This is a genomic window from Ralstonia pickettii, from assembly GCF_030582395.1.
GTDB classification, from domain to species: Bacteria; Pseudomonadota; Gammaproteobacteria; order Burkholderiales; family Burkholderiaceae; genus Ralstonia; species Ralstonia pickettii_D.
Window position 1 is genome coordinate 882,445 of sequence record NZ_CP104381.1, and the last position, 15,361, is coordinate 897,805.

At 65.3% G+C, this 15,361-nt stretch carries 9 protein-coding genes; 7 read left to right on the plus strand and 2 right to left on the minus strand.

Going from position 1 to position 15,361, the window contains the following annotated elements:
• The first annotated feature begins 2 nt into the window (after positions 1 to 2).
• The 4 genes from N5B55_RS04120 (at position 3) to N5B55_RS04135 (ending at position 4,098) form a co-directional block, all read left to right on the plus strand.
• Complete coding sequence (locus N5B55_RS04120) at positions 3 to 581, plus strand: chromate transporter (RefSeq protein WP_304539222.1); 579 nt, start codon at positions 3 to 5, stop codon at positions 579 to 581.
• The gene (locus N5B55_RS04125) at positions 563 to 1,108 is read left to right on the plus strand and encodes a chromate transporter (RefSeq protein ID WP_304539223.1); all 546 of its coding nucleotides are present in this window, start codon (positions 563 to 565) and stop codon (positions 1,106 to 1,108) included. Before N5B55_RS04120 ends, N5B55_RS04125 begins: the two co-directional genes overlap by 19 nt.
• Before the next feature lie 238 nt (positions 1,109 to 1,346).
• Positions 1,347 to 2,729 (plus strand): amino acid permease, encoded by a 1,383-nt coding sequence (locus N5B55_RS04130; protein WP_304539224.1) that lies wholly within the window; start codon positions 1,347 to 1,349, stop codon positions 2,727 to 2,729.
• A gap of 49 nt (positions 2,730 to 2,778) precedes the next feature.
• Entirely contained in the window at positions 2,779 to 4,098 is a 1,320-nt protein-coding gene (locus N5B55_RS04135) for an MFS transporter (protein ID WP_304539225.1), read from the plus strand.
• Between the two features lie 3 nt (positions 4,099 to 4,101).
• On the opposite strand, the gene N5B55_RS04140 is transcribed toward N5B55_RS04135, so the two are convergent.
• Together N5B55_RS04140 and N5B55_RS04145 are read right to left on the minus strand one after the other, a co-directional pair.
• Complete coding sequence (locus tag N5B55_RS04140) at positions 4,102 to 5,934, minus strand: ABC transporter ATP-binding protein (RefSeq protein ID WP_304539226.1); 1,833 nt, start codon at positions 5,932 to 5,934, stop codon at positions 4,102 to 4,104.
• A 607-nt stretch (positions 5,935 to 6,541) separates the two neighbouring features.
• Entirely contained in the window at positions 6,542 to 8,218 is a 1,677-nt protein-coding gene (locus N5B55_RS04145) for an L-lactate permease (RefSeq protein WP_065857319.1), read from the minus strand.
• A 268-nt stretch (positions 8,219 to 8,486) separates the two neighbouring features.
• On the opposite strand from N5B55_RS04145, the gene N5B55_RS04150 reads away from it, so the two are divergent.
• The 3 genes from N5B55_RS04150 (at position 8,487) to N5B55_RS04160 (ending at position 15,359) form a co-directional block, all read left to right on the plus strand.
• Complete coding sequence (locus N5B55_RS04150) at positions 8,487 to 10,850, plus strand: patatin-like phospholipase family protein (protein ID WP_304539227.1); 2,364 nt, start codon at positions 8,487 to 8,489, stop codon at positions 10,848 to 10,850.
• 169 nt (positions 10,851 to 11,019) lie between these two features.
• Entirely contained in the window at positions 11,020 to 12,201 is a 1,182-nt protein-coding gene (locus N5B55_RS04155; RefSeq protein ID WP_369812422.1) for an efflux RND transporter periplasmic adaptor subunit, read from the plus strand.
• Positions 12,202 to 12,203: 2 nt separating this feature from the next.
• Positions 12,204 to 15,359 carry a multidrug efflux RND transporter permease subunit gene (locus N5B55_RS04160; protein WP_304539228.1) on the plus strand — a complete coding sequence of 1,052 codons (3,156 nt, stop codon included), beginning with the start codon at positions 12,204 to 12,206 and terminating at the stop codon, positions 15,357 to 15,359.
• The last annotated feature ends 2 nt before the right edge of the window (positions 15,360 to 15,361 follow it).

The window sequence follows — 15,361 nt, forward strand, 5'->3', positions numbered from 1 at the left end:
CCATGAGCGATCCGAGCGCCGCACCTGACGCCAACGCCGCAGCAAACACAAACATTCCGTCCTGCAGCAAGCTCTTCACCGAGTTTGCGCGGATGGGCCTGTCGGGCTTCGGCGGCGTGCTGCCCTTTGCGCGCGCCGGTATTGTCGATCGCAACCGCTGGCTCTCCAATACCGAGTTCGCCGAGTTGCTGAGTCTGGGTCAGGTGTTACCCGGCCCGAATGTGGTCAACCTCTCGGTGATGCTCGGCTACCGCTTTCACGGCGTGCGCGGCGCCGCAGCCGCAATGGCCGGTCTGGTGCTGACGCCTGCGGTGCTGCTGTTGCTGATCGTCATGCTGTACGACCATTTCAGCGCGCTTTCGGTGGTGCAGAACCTGCTCAAAGGCATGGCGGCGGTGGCAGCGGGGCTGGTGCTCTCAACGGCCATCAAGCTGGCGCAGGGGCAGTCGCGCACGTGGCGAGCGTTCGCCATCGGCCTGGCGGTTTTCCTGACCATTGGCGTCCTGCAGTGGCCGCTGCTTCCCGTGATGCTGGTGCTGATTCCGCTCGCACTCGTGCTCGAATGGTGGGCGATGCGATGAGCTACCTCACCACCGTCTACGACTTGTTCTGGCACTTTCTTGTGCTGTCGTTTCTCGCCATCGGCGGGGCCAGCTCGACGCTGCCCGACATGCACCGCTTTCTGGTCGACACGCGGCATTACATGACAAGCGAGCAGCTGAGCGCCATGTACGCCATCTCGCAGGCGGCGCCGGGCCCCAACGTGCTGTTCGTGGAGTTGTTCGGCTGGCAGGCGGCGGGCCTGGGCGGGGCGATTGCCTCGCTGGTGGGCATCTGCGGGCCGTCGTGCGTGATTGCCGCCGTCATCGCGCGCGTCATGGACCGCAAGCCCGACGCGCGCTGGATTGCGCTGGTCCGCCGCGGCCTTGCGCCACTGACGATCGGGCTGCTGTTCTCCACCGGCTGGGTGCTGGCGCGGGGCGCAGACAGCAGCTTCAGCACCATCGCGCTGACCGTCGCCACCGTCCTGGTCTGCACCTTCACCCGTGTGCACCCGCTGGTGCTGGTGGGGCTGGGTGCATTGGTTGGCGGCATGGGCTGGGTGTAGCGCCCGTACTGCGCGGCCAGCGAAATCCAAGGCGGACGCGTGTCCGCCTTTTTTCTTGGCCCGCTCGCCAACGAGATGGCGCCACGGCCCTCGGGAATACCCCAATGCCGTTCATGATGTATATACAACAACATATCGATCAAAGCGATGTTGTCTGTATGTGAATTTCGATCCGCTCGACGCATCCGTCCAGCCCGGCACTGCGCTGACAGCCTCGCCGACATAAAGAGGAGACAGTTTGGAACACCTTCAACGCAACCTGCGCGCGCGGCATATCCGCTTTCTCGCGCTCGGTTCGGCCATCGGCACGGGCCTTTTCTACGGGTCCGCTTCGGCCATCCAACTGGCCGGGCCGGCCGTGATCCTCGCGTACATCATCGGCGGCGCGGCCGTCTACATGGTCATGCGCGCGCTCGGCGAGATGGCGGTGCGCCAGCCGGTTTCCGGCTCCTTCGGGCGCTATGCGCGCGACAACCTCGGTCCGCTCGCCGGCTTTCTCACCGGCTGGACGTACATCCTCGAAATGGTGATCGTCTGCCTGGCCGACGTGACCGCCTTCGGCATCTACATGGGCTTCTGGTTTCCCGAGGTGCCGCAATGGATCTGGGTGCTGGGCATCGTCATGCTCATCTGCGGCCTGAACCTCTGCAACGTCAAGGTGTTCGGCGAGATGGAATTCTGGCTCGCGCTGATCAAGATCGCGGCGATCGGCGCCATGATCGTCGGCGGCACCGTCATCCTGTTCCTCGGCGTGAAGATGAATGGCGAGCACGCGTCGGGCTTGAGCAATCTCTGGTCGCACGGCGGGTTCCTGCCGCACGGTGTGGGCGGCCTCGTGGCGTCGTTTGCTGTGGTGATGTTTGCGTACGGCGGCGTCGAGATCATCGGCATTACCGGCGGCGAGGCACAGAACCCCGACAAGGTCATCCCGAAGGCCATCAATGCCGTGCCGGCGCGCATCCTGTTGTTCTACGTGCTGACCATGTGCGTGCTGATGGCGATCTTCCCGTGGACGGGCATCGACGGCCAGGGCAGCCCGTTCGTGCAGATCTTCTCCGGACTGGGCATCCAGTCTGCGGCGGCGATCCTGAACCTCATCGTCATTTCGGCCGCCATCTCGGCCATCAACAGCAACATCTTCGGCGCGGGCCGGATGATGTACGGCATGGCCGAGCAGGGCCAGGCGCCGCGCATCTTTGCGGCCACGTCGCGTCACGGTGTGCCCTGGGTGACGGTGCTGTTCATGGCCGGCACGCTGCTGTGCGGCGTGGTGCTGAACTATCTGATTCCCGAAAACGTCTTCGTGATCATCGCGTCGATCGCCACGTTCGCGACCGTCTGGGTCTGGCTGATGATCCTGCTCTCGCAGGTGGCCATGCGCCGGCGTCTGTCGGCTGAAGAGGTGCGCGCGCTCAAGTTCAAGGTGCCGCTGTGGCCTGTCGGGCCGGCGCTCGCCATCGCTTTCATGCTGTTCGTGATTGGCGTGCTGGGCACCATGGAAGACACGCGCGTGGCGCTCTACGTTGGCGCAGGCTGGGTGCTGCTCATGTCGGCAGCGTGGTATCTGCGCGTGAAGCCCAACGCAGCATCCGTGTTGGCTGAAGTGGCAAGCGGGGTTTGAACCCGGCCCGCCCGCAAAGAGAAGACGAGACAAGTTTCGGAGACAACCCATGTCGAACCACACCTCTGCGCCGTCGTACGCCGGCCGCGCCGGCACGCAGGCGACCGGCCACGCCCAACCGCTGTCACGCACGCGCGCCATTGCCGCCATCACCATCGGCAACGGCCTGGAGTTCTATGACTTTGTGGTCTACAGCTTCTTCGCCACGTTGATCGGCCGGCTGTATTTTCCGGTCGGCAATGCGACCGGCCAGTTGCTGATGTCGTTCGCCACCTTCGGCGTCGGCTTCCTGATGCGGCCGCTCGGCGGTCTGCTGATCGGCATGTACGCCGACCGCGCAGGCCGCAAGCCCGCCGTGGCGCTCACGCTGTGGCTGATGGGCCTGTCGTCGCTGATCTTCGTCGTCACGCCGACCTACGCCCAGATCGGCATCCTCGCACCGGTGCTCGTCGTGCTTGCGCGGCTCGTGCAGGGCTTTGCCATCGGCGGGGAGATGGGCGCTTCGACAGCGCTGCTGCTGGAGTACGCCGACGACCGCTCGCGCGGTTTCTACACGAGCTGGCAGCCGTTCAGCCAGGGGCTGGCGGCGCTGTTCGGCGCGCTGGTCGGCTTGCTGCTGAGCAATGTGCTGGCGCCCGCGGCACTGGAGTCGTGGGGCTGGCGGCTCGCATTCGTGATCGGCATTCTCGTGATCCCGGTCGGCCTGATCATCCGACGCCGGCTGGAGGAAACCGCCGCATCGCCCAGCACGCGCGAAGCCGACGCCACGCTGCCGCTGCTGCGCGAACACCGTCGCACGCTGGTGGCCAGCATTCTGCTGATGATCGGCGTGGCGTCGTCCACGTACATCATCGTGTACTACCTCAGCAACTACGCCGTGAGCGTGCTGCACATGCCGCTGTCGCTGGGCATCTGGGCGGCGTGCATTGCGGCGCTGGTGCAGGTGGTGCTGTCGCCGTTTGCGGGCCGGCTGGCCGATCGCGTCGGGCGCCGCAAGGTCGTGCTGTGGTCGCGCGTTGCGCTGCTGGCGATGATCTATCCGGCCTTCGCGCTCATCAACGCCGACCCTTCGCTGACTCGGTTGCTGATCGTGGTCGGCTGCCTGTCGGTGCCGATGTCGATGACCTCGCCGGCATCGATGGTGCTGGTGAGCGAGGTGCTGCCGCAGCGGCTGCGCGCCACGGGGCTGTCGATTGCCTACTGTGTGGCCATTGCGATCTTCGGTGGATTTGCGCAGTTCTTCTCCACCGAGTTGATCCACCTCACGGGCAACGCGAATGCGCCGGCCTTCTACGTGATCGGCTGCGGGTTGGTCTCGCTGATCGGGCTGGCGATGGTGCCCGAAACGCTGGGCCGCCGCCTCTCGTAACGCTCAGTCCACCCCAACGAAACCGCCGGTCTGGTGCGCCCACAGCCGCGCATACAGGCCGCCGTGTTCCAGCAACTCGGCGTGCGTGCCGCTCTCGACGATGCGGCCGCCATCGAGCACGACCAGCCGGTCCATGCGCGCGATGGTCGAGAGCCGGTGCGCAATGGCTATCACGGTCTTGCCCTGCATCAGCGTTTCCAGGCTTTCCTGGATGGCCGCTTCCACTTCCGAATCCAGCGCTGACGTGGCTTCGTCCAGAATCAGGATCGGCGCGTCCTTCAGCAGCACGCGCGCAATCGCAATGCGCTGCCGCTGACCGCCCGACAGCTTCACGCCACGTTCCCCAACCAACGCATCGAAGCCGCGCCGCCCTTGCGCATCGGACAGCTGCGGGATGAACTCGTCGGCGCGGGCCCGGTGCACGGCTTGCTTCAATTCCGCCTCGGTGCTGTCGGGTTTGCCGTAGCGCAGGTTGTCGCGAATTGACCGGTGCAGCAGCGACGTGTCCTGCGTGACCATGCCGATCTGCTCGCGCAGGCTTTCTTGCGTCACGGTCGCAATATCCTGACCGTCCACCAGAATCCGGCCTCGCTCCACGTCGTACAGGCGCAGCAGGAGGTTGACCAACGTCGATTTGCCCGCCCCAGAGGGGCCGACCAGGCCGATCCGTTCGCCCGGGCGCACCACGAGGTCCAACCCTTCGATCACGCCGCTGCCCTTGCCGTAATGAAAGCCCACGTGCTCGAAGCGCACTTCGCCCCGCGTCACGCGCAGCGGCTTGGCATCGGGCTGGTCGATCACCGCGCGCGGCAGCGCAATGGTCTGCATGCCATCCTGCACCTGACCGACGTTTTCAAAGATGCCGTTGACCACCCACATGATCCAGCCCGACATGTTGTTGATGCGGATCACCAGCCCCGTGGTCAGCGCAATGGTGCCGGCGCTCACACGGCCCTGGCTCCACAACCACAGCGCGAGCGCCGACGTGCCGACAATCAGCAGGCCGTTCATGGCCGTGATGGTGAAATCCATGCCGCTGATCATGCGGCCCGACAGGCGGGTCTTGTCCGTCTGCTCGGCCATGGCGTCGCGCGCATAGCTTTCTTCGTGCTGCGTATGCGCAAACAGCTTGAGCGTGGTGATGTTGGTGTAGCCGTCCACGATGCGGCCCATCAGTTTGGAGCGCGATTCCGTGGCGATGACCGAACGCGCTTTCACGCGCGGCACGAAATAGCTCAGTGCCGCGATGTAGCAGCCAATCCACACCAGCAGCGGCACAACGAGCCACCAGTCGGCCCTGGCGAACAGCACCATCGCACTGATCGCGTAGATGACGACATGCCAGAGCGCGTCCACGGCCTGCACGGCGGAATCGCGCAGCGAAAAGCCGGTCTGCATGATGCGTTGCGCAATGCGGCCCGCGAAGTCGTTCTGGAAGAACGTGAGGCTCTGCTTGAGCACGTAGCGGTGGTTCTGCCAGCGGATCAGGTTCGACAGGTTGGGGTTGATGACCTGATGCACGAGCACGTCGTGCAGCCCGAAGATGACCGGTCGCGCGATCAGCGCCACAAAGGCCATCCACAGCAGTTCGTTGCGGTGGCGGTCGAAGAACTCCGCGCCGGGGGTTGCCTGGATCATGTCGACGATGCGACCGAGGAAGTCGAACAGCGCGACTTCAATCAGCGCGCCCAGCAACCCGACGACCAGCAGGAACGCAAAAACGCCGCGCACCTCGCGCAGGAAGTAGGCGTAGAAGCGCCACACATTGGCCGGAGGCTGTGTGTCGGGCAGGGGACGGAACGGATCGATGAGCTTTTCCAGGCGGCGCAGCAGCATGTCGGGTCGGGAGGGGGAAGACCGACGCCCCAGGGCGGGACGTGCGCGGAAGAGCTGCCCATGATACGCGCGTGAAAGGGCCCATGATGGCGGGGTGGCTTACGGAGTGCAGGGCTCGGCGATCGGCGTTCTGAACGCCGTGCGTGAGGTTTTGAACTTGACGATTGGGGTTCAGAACGCGACGCGTGAGGTTTTAGACCCGGCGGTCGGGGTTCAGAACGCGACGCGCGAAGCTTTTTGCTCGGCGGTTGGAGCTCAGAGCTCGACGCGTGAGGCTATTTGCTCGGCGAGTGGAGCTCGGAGCTCGACGGGTGAGGCTTTTTGCTCGGCAGGTGGAGCTCGGAGCTCGACGGGTGAGGCTTTTTGCTCGGCAGGTGGAGCTCAGAGCTCGACGCGCGAGGCTTTTTGCTCGGCGAGTGGAGCTCAGAGCTCGACGCGTGAGGCTATTTGCTCGGCGAGTGGAGCTCAAAGCTCGACGCGTGAGGCTTTTTACTCCGCCGTTGTAGTTCGGAACCCGACGTGCGAGGCTTTTCGCTCGACGTGTCGGCTTCGAATGAAAAAAGCCGCTCGATTGAGCGGCTTTCGGGTTCCGTCGGGAGTTGGGGGCTCAGTGCACCACCATCCGCGTGAACGGCTCCACATAGGCCTGCAGGGTGATCATCAGTCCCACCAGGAAGGCCAGCGCCAGCGAATGGAAGAACACATACCGCAGGATGTCGCCCTCGTGGCCGTACCACTTGGTGGCCGTGGAGGCCACGACGATGGACTGCGCGTCGATCATCTTGCCCATCACGCCGCCCGAGCTGTTTGCCGCAGACATGAGGATCGGCGACAGGCCAAGCTGCTCGGCCGTGGTCTTCTGCAGGCCGCCGAACAGCACGTTCGATGCCGTGTCCGAGCCGGTCAGCGCCACGCCCAGCCAGCCCAGCATCGTGCCGAACAGCGGGTACAGCACGCCCGTGTGGGCGAAGGCCAGGCCCAGCGTCGCGTCCAGACCGGAGTAGCGCGTCAGGTAGCCGATGCCGAACATCGCGCAGATCGTCAGCAGCGAATAGCGCGTGAGCTTGATGGTGTTCCAGTACTCCTTGAGCATGCGCGGCAGCGAATAGCCCATCAGCAGGCCGCCCACAATGGCCGAAAACAGGATGCCCGTGCCCGCCATCGACAGGACGTTGAAGTTGAACACAGCACCTTCGGCAATCACCTTGGGCACCACCGGCGGGCCTTTGAGCACCATCTTGTCGAGGCCCGGAATGGCGAGCTTGTAGGCCCACAGGCCGTCGGCAAACGCCTTGAACTGGGGCACGCCCCAGATGAAGACGAACACCGTCAGGATCACCCACGGCAGCCAGGCCTGCACGCGCGTGATCTTGCCGTTGGTGGCCGTAGTGGCTTCTCGCGCCTCTGCGGCGGCTTCCGGGTCGACGCTGGAGTTGTCCTCGCGGTTGCGCAGGGCGGTCGACGTCCAGATCGTCTTGGGCTTCCACACCTTCAGGAACAGCGTGAGCGAGCCCATCGACACCAGCGCCGCAATCACGTCCACCAGCCACGGGCCGTGGAAGTTCGACACCAGGAACTGCGGAATCGCAAACGACACGCCCGCCACCAGGATCGCCGGCCAGATCTGCAGCATGCCGCGGAAGCCCGCGAACGCCCAGATCAGCCAGAACGGCACCAGCACCGAGAAGAACGGCAGTTGGCGGCCGACCATGGCCGAGAGCTGCAGCAAGTCCAGCCCCGTGACGGAAGCCAGGCCGATGAGCGGAGCGCCCAGCGCGCCGTAGGCCACCGGCGCGGTGTTGGCAATCAGGGCCAGGCCCGACGCGGCCAGCGGCGAGAAGCCCAGGCCGATCAGGATGGCCCCCGTGACGGCCACCGGCGTGCCAAAGCCTGCTGCGCCTTCAAAGAACGCGCCAAAACTGAAGGCCACCAGCAGCAGTTGCAGGCGGCGGTCTTCGGTGATGCCGGAAATCGAAGTCTGTAACACCTTGAACGACCCGTTCAAGGTGGTGAGCCGGTGCAGGAAGATGATGTTGAGAACAATCCAGCCAATCGGGAACAGGCCGGAGACGATGCCCAGACCGGCTGCCTTGCCGGCCATCGCGGTCGGCATGCCGAACACGAACGAGGCAATCCCCACCCCGACGATCAGCGCCAGGCCGGCGGCCAGATGCGCCTGCATATGGAAAAACGCCAGAGAGCACAGCAGCACCGCCACCGGTATCCCGGCTGCGATGGTCGACCACACGGCGCTGCCGAGCGGGTCATAGACTTGATTCCACATCTTGATCTCCTCCTGTTTGGGCGTTTCAGTTCTTGTCGATACCGAACGTCTTCTGTTGCCCCTTTTCGCAGGGGCAAACGCGGATTGTAGGAACAAGCGTGTCCGGGTCCCGGCAATATTCTGTCACTTTCGCCCTGAAAAGTATTCATCGGCGCCGAGCCGTTGTTTGGCGCGGCGCACGCAATTGCACCGGGTAAATCCGGGTTGTGGAATCATTGCGCCTGCAGCGCTGCCCAGCATCCCCATAACCCTAGTTCGCCCTCCATCCATGGCTTCTCTGACGGCCTTCCTGCTTCGCCGCCACGGCTCCCGACTGACTACCGCCGTGATCACCGTGTTTGTGGCATCGGCGGCGCTGTCGCCCGCCGTGCATGGCCAGACCGCGCCAGCGCCCGCGCAGGCGAATACCGAATCGACGCGGCCGCGTATCGGCCTGGTGCTCTCGGGTGGCGGGGCGCGCGGCTATGCGCATATCGGCGTGCTGAAGATGCTGGAGCGCATGCGCATTCCCGTGGATGTGATTGCCGCCACGAGCATGGGCGCCGTCGTGGGCGGCCTGTACGCGAGCGGCATGCGTGCGGATGCGCTGGAACAGAAGCTCTCGCAGGTCGACTTGAGCGACATCGCGTTCGATCGCAACGATCGCGCCAAGCTGCCGCAGTCGCTGCGCGAGGACGATTTCCAGTATCCGATCGGCCTGTCGGCCGGCTATGGCGACGGCAAGCTCAGGCTGCCGGCCGGGCTGGTGCAGGGCAACCGTCTGCTCGCGCTGCTCAAGAACTGGACGGCGCAGTGGCCCGACAACATCGAGTTCTCGCGCCTGCCGATTCCGTTCAAGGCCATGGCGACGGATCTGGCCACGGGCGACGGGGTGATTCTCGACCACGGCTCGCTGCCACTGGCCATGCGGGCCAGCATGGCGGTGCCGGGGCTGTTCGCGCCCATCGAGGTGGGCGGGCGCACGCTGGTGGATGGTGGCCTGGTGAGCAACCTGCCGGTGCAGCTCGCGCGCGACATGGGCGCGGACATCATCATCGCCGTCAACATCGGGTCGGACTTGGAGCGGCCTGAAGACCTGGCCTCGCCTGCGGCGGTCACGCAGCAGATGATCACGATCCTCGTCGGCCAGAACGTGCGGGCGCAAAAGGCGCTGCTGCGCGCCAAGGATGTGCTGATCGAGCCGCAGCTCTCGGAACTTTCGTTCACCGATTTCGCCAAGGGCCCGCAGGGCGTGCGGCAAGGCGAGCGCGCGGCGCAGGGCGTCGAGGCGAAGCTCGCGACGTTGTCGCTGTCGCCGCAGGCGTATGCCGCGTACCGCGCCGCCCATCAGCCGCAAGGCACGTTGGTGGCAGGCGCGCGCATCGACGCCATCGATGTGACCACCAACGGCCGTGTGCCTGCGGCGCGTGTGCGCCAGTTGATCAAGGTGCGCGAGGGCGATGCGTATGACGCCGAGGCCCTCAACCGCGAGCTGTCGGCGCTCGCCACCACCGGCGACTTCGAAACCGTCACGCAGCAGCTGGTCGAACAGAACGGCGTGCATACGCTCAAGATCGACGCGCACGAAAAGTCGTGGGGCAACCAGTTCTTCCTGTTCGGACTGGGCATGTCGACCAACTTCGACGGGCGCGGCGCATTCAACGTCAACCTCGGCCATCGGTATCCGTGGCTCACGCAGAGCGGACTGGAGTGGCGCAATGACATCGTGCTCGGCAGCAACCGGGCGAGCATCCACACCGAGCTGCGCCAGCCGCTGTGGCAGGCGCGCGGGTTCTACGTGGCGCCGTACGCCGAGTACTCGCGCCGGCGCTCCGATCTCTACTTTGACGACCAGCCCCCCACGCGGGACGCCAAGCCGTTCAACAACCTGACCATCGAGACGGCACGCGCCGGCGTTGACCTTGGCATCCCGCTGGGCCGCAAGGGTGAACTGCGCCTGGGCGTGAACTACGTCAGGAAGACGGCAACGTTCAATTACCTGCAATTGATCGCGGACGAATCCGGGAATGTCGTGGATGCGACGGCCGTTGACCCCACCCGCGCGCAGCAGCCGGCCTTCCGCGCCCAGCTCACGCTGGATCAGCTCGACGATCCGCTGTTCCCGCGTAGCGGCTATTACTTTTACAGCAGCGTGGAAACGGGCTTCGGCTCGCTCGACAAGAAGTTCAACACCGCCCAGGCCAAGGGCCTATGGGCCACGAGCTATGGGCGCCACACGTTCAATGTGGCGTTGGAAGGGGCGGGCCAGTTTGGCATTAACAGCCCGACGCGTGAAAACGACGGCAACACGGGCAACGGCGCTAACGAGGGCTTTTTCCTGGGCGGCTTCCAGCACCTTTCCGCCTACGCGCAGGATCAGTTCAACGGCCAGTACATGCTGTACGGCCGCCTGACCTATCTGTACGACCTGCGCGTCGAAGATCTGCTCGGTCTGCGCGCACCGGTGTTCGGCGCCAGCGCCGAGGCCGGCAATGTCTGGCAGTTGCGCAACAACTTTGGCAAGGGCCCTTACCTGAAGAGCGGCAGCGTATTTGTCGGAGGCACCAGCCCGATCGGGCCGCTCTACTTCGGTTTTGCGGTGGCGCCGCAGGGCGTGTGGAACGTGTACCTGCAGCTCGGTCGCGTCTTCTGAAACCGCATCAAGGGGCAGCAGGCCTGCCTGGCATACGGTCAGGGCCTGCTTCGTAAGGTCTTGATCAGATTGGGAAATCAATCGGTCAGCCTGCGGCGGATGTGCGTGCTAGCCTTCCGCTTCGCTTCGTTCAAGACCTCGGGCGCGGTCGCGCCCAGCCCCCTTTCCCATGATGTTCTCCGTGTTGTTCCGTCGTTACCGTTCGTCCCCGTGGTTGCTGTGCGTGTGCGCCTTGGCTGTGTTGCAGGGCTGCGGCAAGCATGCTGATGAGGCCGCCAAGCCCGCTGGTCCGCCGGAGGTCGAGTTTGTCGTTGCACAGCGCTCCGATGCGCCCCTGGTGACCGAACTGCCGGGCCGCCTTGAGCCGTATCGCACGGCGGAGGTGCGCGCGCGCGTGGACGGCATCGTCCTCAAGCGCGCCTACGAAGAAGGCCAGGTGGTCAAGGCCGGCCAGGTGCTGTTCCGCATCGACCCCGCGCCGCTCAAGGCGCAGGTGGACGCTGCGCAAGGGGCGCTTGCCCGTGCCCAGTCGCAGCTCGCCATCGCCCGCGACAAGGCTGCGCGCTACAAGGGATTGGCCGCCACGCGCGCCGTGAGCGAGCTGGAATACGCAGAAGCGCAAGCCGCAGAGCGTCAGGCCGCCGCAGACGTGGTGTCCAGCCGTGCTGCGCTGGAAACCGCGCAACTGCGCCTGGGTTATGCCACCGTCACGGCCCCGATTGCCGGCCGCTCGCGCCGCGCGCAGGTCACCGAAGGCGCGCTGGTCAAGGAAGACGCCGCCACGCCGCTGACCACCGTCGAGCAGATCGACCCGATCTACGTCGACTTCGCGCAGCCCGCCGCCGAGGTGCTGGCCTTGCAGCGCGCGCTCAAGAAGGGCCAGGCCGCTGCATTGAGCGGCAAGGACATCGGCGTGCAGGTCATCCTGAGCGATGGCGTGGCGTACGAGCGCCCCGGCAGGTTGCTGTTCTCCGATCTGGCGGTGGACCGCGCGACCGATAACGTTTCGATGCGCGCCGTGCTGCCCAACCCCGATGGCTTGCTGCTGCCCGGCATGTATGTGCGCGTGAAGCTCTCGCACGCCGTGCAGCAGGGCGCGGTGACGGTTCCGAAGGGCGCATTGCAGCGCGATCGCCAGGGGGCATCGGTGTTCGTGGTGCAGGCCGACAATACGCTGGCCGCGCGGCCGGTGGCTGCGCAAACGTTGGCCGGCGACCAATGGCTGGTGACGAGCGGCCTGTCCGGTGGAGAGCGCCTCGCCATTCCTGGCATGCAGACGCTGGAAGCGGGCATGGCGGTCAAGCCGGTGCCAGCAGCACCGCGTGCTGACACCGAGCCGAAGAAGGGCTGACCATGGCGCGCTTCTTTATCGACCGCCCGGTCTTTGCCTGGGTGATTGCGCTGGCCATCATCCTGGCCGGCGTGCTCGCACTGCCCAAGCTGCCGGTGGCGCAGTATCCGAACATCGCGCCGCCCAACGTCAGCATCTCGGCCAACTACCCGGGCGCGTCGGCGCGCACGGTGGAGAGTGCCGTCACCGCCATCATCGAGCGCGAGATGAACGGCGCGCCGGGGCTGCTGTACATGTCGTCGTCGTCCGATGCGGCGGGCAACGTGTCGATCAACCTGTCGTTCACGCAGGGTACGAGCCCGGATCTTGCGGCGGTGGAGGTGCAGAACCGGCTGAAGATCGTCGAAGAGCGCCTGCCTGAAGTCGTGCGCCGCAATGGCATCCGCATCGAGAAGGCGGCCGAGAACTACATGATGTATCTGTCGCTGACGGCGGAGCGCGGGCGCTTCGACGGCATCGACCTGGGCGACCTCGCTTCGTCTGATCTGATTCCGCAGTTGCGTCGCGTGCCGGGCGTTGGCACCGCGCAGTTGTTCGATGCGGAATACGCCATGCGCATTTGGCCCGATGCCGACAAGTTGACTGCATTGGGCCTGACCGCCGGTGATTTGAGCGATGCCGTGCGTCGTTACAACGCACGCATCACCGTGGGTGAGATCGGCAGCGGCGCCGTACCGGGCAGCGCGCCCATCAACGCGAGCGTCACCGGTGACGATGGACTCACCACGCCTGAAGCATTCGGCCAGATTCCGCTGCGTGCAGACGCGCAGGGCCGCATGGTGCTGCTGCGCGATGTCGCCCGCGTGGAACTGGGCGGTAGCGATTACCTGTACCTCTCGCGCATGAACGGCAAGCCGGCCACGACCATCGGTATCAAGCTGGCGCCGGGTGCCAACGCCGTGGGCGTTGCCAAGCGCGTGCGCGCGGTGCTGGACCAAGCGCAGGCGCAATTCCCGCCCGGCGTGCGCTACGAGGTGGCGTACGACAGTTCGCGCTTTGTCGGCATTGCCATCGAGCAGGTGGTGAAGACGCTGCTCGAAGCCGTGGTGCTGGTGTTCCTGGTGATGATGCTGTTCATGCAGAACCTTCGCGCGACGCTCATCCCGACGCTGGTGGTGCCGATCGCGCTGCTGGGTACGTTCGCGGTGATGCTGCCCATGGGTTTCTCCATCAACGTGCTGACGCTGTTCGGCCTGGTGCTCGCCATCGGCATCCTTGTCGACGATGCCATCGTGGTGGTGGAAAACGTCGAACGCGTGATGCACGAAGAAGGGCTCTCGCCGCGCGAGGCAACGGCCAAGGCGATGCGGCAGATCAGCGGTGCGATTGTCGGCATCTCGCTGGTGCTGACGGCAGTGTTCGTGCCGATGGCGTTCTTTGGCGGCGCGGTAGGCAACATTTACCGGCAGTTTTCGCTGTCGCTTGCCGTGTCGATGGTGTTCTCGGCATTCCTGGCATTGACGCTCACACCGGCGCTTTGCGCGACGCTGCTCAAGCCGGTGCAGCCGGACCACGGCGCCGAGCGCAAGGGCTTCTTCGGCGCATTCAACCGGGGCTTTGCGCGGTTGACGGCACGCTACCGGGGCGGCGTTGCCATGCTGCTGAATCGCACGGGCCGTGCACTGGTGGCATACGGCGCGGTTATCGGCGTGGTCGTGCTGCTGTTCATGCAACTGCCGACGGCCTTTCTGCCGGAGGAAGATACCGGTGAGTTCATGACCGTCGTCATGCTGCCGACCGGCGCCACACAGGCGCAGACGCTCGACGTCGTTCGGCAGGCAGAGCAGTACTTCATGACGCAGGAACCGGCCGTGGCGTCTACGCTCGCCATCACGGGGTTCAGCTTGTACGGCAACGGCCAGAACGCGGCCATGCTGTTCCTGACGCTCAAGGACTGGAAGCAGCGCAAGGGTGCTGGCCAGCATGTCGATGCCGTGGTCGAGCGCGCCAACGCGGCATTCGGCAAGATCAAGGGCGCGATGGTCATGGCGATGAACTCGCCGGCTCTGCCGGAACTGGGCAGCAAGCCGGGGTTCGACCTGCGCTTGCAAGACCGCGGCGGTGCCGGCTACGAGCGCCTCGCGCAGGCACGCGACCACATGCTTGCCGAGGCGGCGAAGCATCCTGCGCTATCGGAAGTCACGTTTGCAGGCCAGGGCGATGCGCCGCAGGTTCTGATCGATGTGGACCGCAAGAAAGCCCTGGCGATGGGTGTATCGATCGAAGACATCAACCGCACGCTGGCCGTAATGTTCGGCTCCGACTACGCCGGCGATTTCGTCTACCGCAACCAGGTGCGCCGCGTGATCGTGCAGGCCGACGGCAAGCAGCGGGTTTCGGTCGAGCAGCTTGGCCGCATGCACGTGCGCAATGCAGCAGGGGCCATGGTGCCGCTTTCCGCATTCACCACCACCAAGTGGATCGTCGGGCCGCTCAAGCTCGATCGCTACAACGGCTTTCCGGCCATGACGATCACCGGCTCGCCTGCACCCGGTCACAGCTCGGGCGAGGCCATGGCGGCGATGGAGTCGATCGCGCGCGGTCTGCCTGCAGGCTTCGGCTACGAGTGGACGGGGCAGTCGTTCGAGGAGCGGCTGTCGGGCGCGCAGGCGCCGGCGCTGTTTGCGTTGTCGATCCTCGTCGTGTTTCTGTGCCTGGCCGCGCTGTACGAGAGCTGGTCAATTCCGCTGGCGGTCTTGCTGGTGGTGCCGCTCGGCGTGCTGGGCGCGCTGCTGGGCGCCACGCTGCGCTTTCTGCCCAACGACATCTACTTCAAAGTCGGGCTGATTGCCACCATCGGCCTGTCGGCCAAGAACGCGATCCTGATCATCGAAGTGGCCAAGGATCTGGTGGCGCAAGGGATGGGCTTGATTGAAGCCACGCTGGAAGCTGCGCGGTTGCGGTTCCGGCCGATCGTGATGACGTCGCTCGCGTTTGCGTTTGGCGTCGTGCCACTGGCGCTTGCAAGCGGCGCGGCATCGGCCAGCCAGCGCGCTATCGGCACGGGCGTGCTGGGCGGGATCATCGCTGCAACGGTGCTGGCGGTGTTCCTGGTGCCGGTGTTCTTTGTGGTGGTGCGGCGCGTGTTCAAGGGCAGCGAGCGGCAGCGCCGGCTGGACGCGGCGCACGAGCACGAGACGGCCGGGCCGGCCGCCTGATC